The 3,208-nt window shown below is 37.9% G+C and carries 4 protein-coding genes; 2 read left to right on the forward strand and 2 right to left on the reverse strand.

Annotation, left to right across the window (positions count from 1 at the left end; translation table 11 throughout):
• Positions 1-61: 61 nt before the first annotated feature.
• Together Q0371_RS10140 and Q0371_RS10145 are read right to left on the reverse strand one after the other, a co-directional pair.
• A complete protein-coding gene (locus Q0371_RS10140; protein WP_298470817.1) occupies positions 62-637 on the reverse strand; it encodes a GNAT family protein in 576 nt (191 codons plus the stop codon).
• Between the two features lie 12 nt (positions 638-649).
• On the reverse strand, positions 650-1,369 hold the full coding sequence (locus Q0371_RS10145) for a type II CAAX endopeptidase family protein (RefSeq protein WP_251556121.1): 720 nt from the start codon (positions 1,367-1,369) through the stop codon (positions 650-652).
• A gap of 342 nt (positions 1,370-1,711) precedes the next feature.
• On the opposite strand from Q0371_RS10145, the gene groES reads away from it, so the two are divergent.
• Both groES and groL read left to right on the forward strand, forming a co-directional pair.
• Complete coding sequence (gene groES / locus Q0371_RS10150; protein ID WP_169360458.1) at positions 1,712-1,996, forward strand: co-chaperone GroES; 285 nt, start codon at positions 1,712-1,714, stop codon at positions 1,994-1,996.
• A 40-nt stretch (positions 1,997-2,036) separates the two neighbouring features.
• Positions 2,037-3,208, forward strand: a 1,172-nt coding sequence (gene groL, locus Q0371_RS10155; RefSeq protein WP_298470821.1) for a chaperonin GroEL, incomplete at its 3' end; no start/stop codon positions are given.

Consider the following 3,208-nt stretch of genomic DNA (forward strand, 5'->3'; position numbering starts at 1 on the left):
GAAAAAAGACTGTAGGCAAACTCCAAAATTTTTGGAGTTTGTCTACAGTCTGAGCCTTCGACTATAATTTAGTCGAAGGCTTATTCGTATATTCTCTAGCAAGAAGGGAATAAATGACAAGGTCGATATAGCGTCCCTTTTCAAATTCATGTTCCCTTAGAACACCATCTCTGTGAAAGCCTAGCTTACTTACTAGGTGAAGGGAGACATCGTTTTCTGACGTGATTTGAGCTTCAATTTTGTTTACATTTAACTCTGAAAAGGCAAAGTGAATAACAGCCTTTAGTGTCTCCGTCATAATTCCCTTTCCCCATGATTCAGGGGAGAGGTCATAGCCTATTTCTATCCGATTGTGTTCAACCTCATAGTTTAAATAGCCACACGTACCAATCACTTTTTTGTTTACCTTCTCTTCTATTACCCAACGCAAACCAGTTTGCTCCAAAAATATTTTCTCGTACCAACTAATCTCGCCTTTTGCATCTTCAATAGAAGTAAACGGATCGAGTGGCATATGCTCTACAACATTTTCATTGGCATACAATTCTAGAATGTCGTCGGAGTCTTGTTCGGTTGCTTTTCGAAGAATAAGTCTTTCTGTTTCTATTATAGGAAGCTTCGTAAATGAAAAAGTCATAGTGATTCCTCCTTATTGCAACATTTCTGCTAATCTTTCAAAGAAGTTAATGATTTCTTCATTATATAGTTGTGCAATTACTACGAATCCGTTTAAAAGCATATGGGCAATAATAGAAGTAATGATTCGTTTTGTCTTATAATAAATGAATGCGAATATAAAACCAGACACAGCATATATTAGTATGTGCGTAAACTCAAAATGGATGACTGCAAAGGACAGTGAGCTTATAAGTGCTGCTACAAAGAAGTTTGTTTTAGGTAATAATGTTCCGAAAATGATACGACGGAAGATGAGCTCTTCTAAGATTGGGGCAAAGAATACGATAGAGAAAAAAACAAAGGGCACCGAACTAGCTAGTTCCATGAAATCTTGTGTATTTTCAGAACCGGGCTCGATTCCAAAAAATTTAATCTCTATATTAGCAGCAAGGGCCTGGCCGTACAAAACCATTATGAATCCCAAAACTCCCCAGGCAACTGATTTGAGTGTGCTCGAAGCTTGTCCCTTTAAAGGTCGGATAAAGCTCTTGTCTTTTCGGATGATAAGTAAAGTGATGATTGTTGCAGTCCCCATTCCGATGAAAGTCCACCAGCCGTTAGCCAGTAACATAGGATTTTCCAGGTTATAGTATTTAAAAACCATAAATAGCAGAGAAGCAAAGATGATTCCGGAGAGCTGCATGACACAGTAGGTGATTAATATGTATAAGGCTGTTTGTTGTTTTTTCATCTAAATATCCTTTCCGTCTTCTATAAAGATTCTATTGCATAGCATACTGGTAATTATTATATGTGCTAGCCTTATTGTAATGGAAAACTAAAATAAAATCGCTTGTTAGCTATTTTATTCTTGGACAGTTTTAGTATTGAAAAGGGACTTGCTTTCGCACAAAGGCAAGGTGAAATACTCATGATCTAAGAGGAGAAAGAAGATAATAAAATTTTAAAAAAAGTTTAGGTTCTGACTTGCAAAATTTCCATAGTTTAATTATTATTATAAGTGTGTTAGCACTCAAAGTGTGTGAGTGCTAATAAATATTAAATTCAACTTATTTTAGGGAGGTAGTTTCACTTGTTAAGACCATTAGGTGATCGTATTGTAATCGAATTAATCGAAGCTGAGGAAAAAACAGCATCTGGCATCGTACTTCCAGACTCTGCTAAAGAGAAACCACAAGAAGGTAAAGTCGTTGCAGTAGGTACTGGACGAGTACTAGAAAACGGAAACCGCGTTGAATTAGACGTAACAGAAGGGGACCGTATTATCTTCTCTAAATATGCTGGAACTGAAGTAAAATATGAAGGCCACGACTATTTAATCTTACGCGAAAGCGATATTCTTGCTGTAATCGGCTAATAAAAGAAATTAAAAAGAACAATTAGGAGGGCATAATAACATGGCAAAAGAAATTAAATTTAGTGAAGACGCTCGTAGTGCAATGCTGCGTGGAGTAGATAAATTAGCAGACGCTGTTAAAGTAACATTAGGGCCAAAAGGTCGTAACGTAGTATTAGAGAAAAAATTTGGTTCTCCACTTATTACAAATGATGGTGTAACAATCGCAAAAGATATCGAGCTTGAGGATGCTTTTGAAAACATGGGTGCAAAATTAGTAGCTGAGGTTGCTTCTAAAACAAATGACATCGCTGGTGATGGTACAACAACTGCGACAGTTCTTGCACAATCTATGATCCGTGAAGGACTTAAAAACGTAACAGCTGGTGCTAACCCAGTTGGTATCCGTAAAGGAATCGACTTTGCTGTAGCTGCTGCTGTAACAGAGCTTAAAGCAATCTCTAAACAAATCGAAGGTAAAGATTCAATCGCTCAAGTAGCTGCTATTTCTTCTGGTGATGAAGAAGTTGGTGAATTAATCGCTGAGGCAATGGAGCGCGTTGGTAACGACGGAGTAATTACAATCGAAGAATCTAAAGGATTCACAACAGAGCTTGATGTGGTAGAAGGTATGCAATTCGACCGCGGATATGCATCTCCATACATGGTAACGGATTCAGATAAAATGGAAGCTGTCCTTGAGAATCCATATATCTTGATCACAGATAAAAAAATCACGAATATCCAAGAAATCCTTCCTGTACTTGAGCAAGTTGTTCAACAAGGAAAACCACTATTGTTGATTGCTGAAGATGTAGAAGGCGAAGCGCTTGCAACTCTTGTTGTGAACAAACTTCGTGGAACATTCAATGCAGTTGCTGTAAAAGCACCTGGATTCGGAGATCGTCGTAAAGCAATGCTAGAAGATATCGCTGCATTAACTGGCGGAGAAGTGATTTCTGAAGAAGTAGGTCTTGAACTGAAATCAGCAACACTAGCTTCACTAGGCCGTGCATCAAAAGTTGTTGTAACAAAAGAAAATACAACAATTGTTGAAGGCGCTGGAGATTCAGCACAAATTCAAGCACGTGTACACCAAATCCGTGTTCAATTAGAAGAAACAACTTCTGAATTCGACCGCGCAAAACTACAAGAACGCCTTGCTAAATTAGCTGGTGGAGTAGCAGTAATCAAAGTCGGAGCAGCTACTGAAACAGAACTTAAAGAACGTAA

This window comes from uncultured Psychrobacillus sp. (assembly GCF_938022135.1).
Taxonomy (GTDB): domain Bacteria; phylum Bacillota; class Bacilli; order Bacillales_A; family Planococcaceae; genus Psychrobacillus.

Bases quoted from the DNA above. Each gene is read 5' to 3' on its own strand.
- Q0371_RS10140 (WP_298470817.1), bottom strand. From the start codon at position 637: ATGACTTTTTCATTTACGAAGCTTCCTATAATAGAAACAGAAAGACTT.
- Q0371_RS10145 (WP_251556121.1), bottom strand. From the start codon at position 1,369: ATGAAAAAACAACAAACAGCCTTATACATATTAATCACCTACTGTGTC.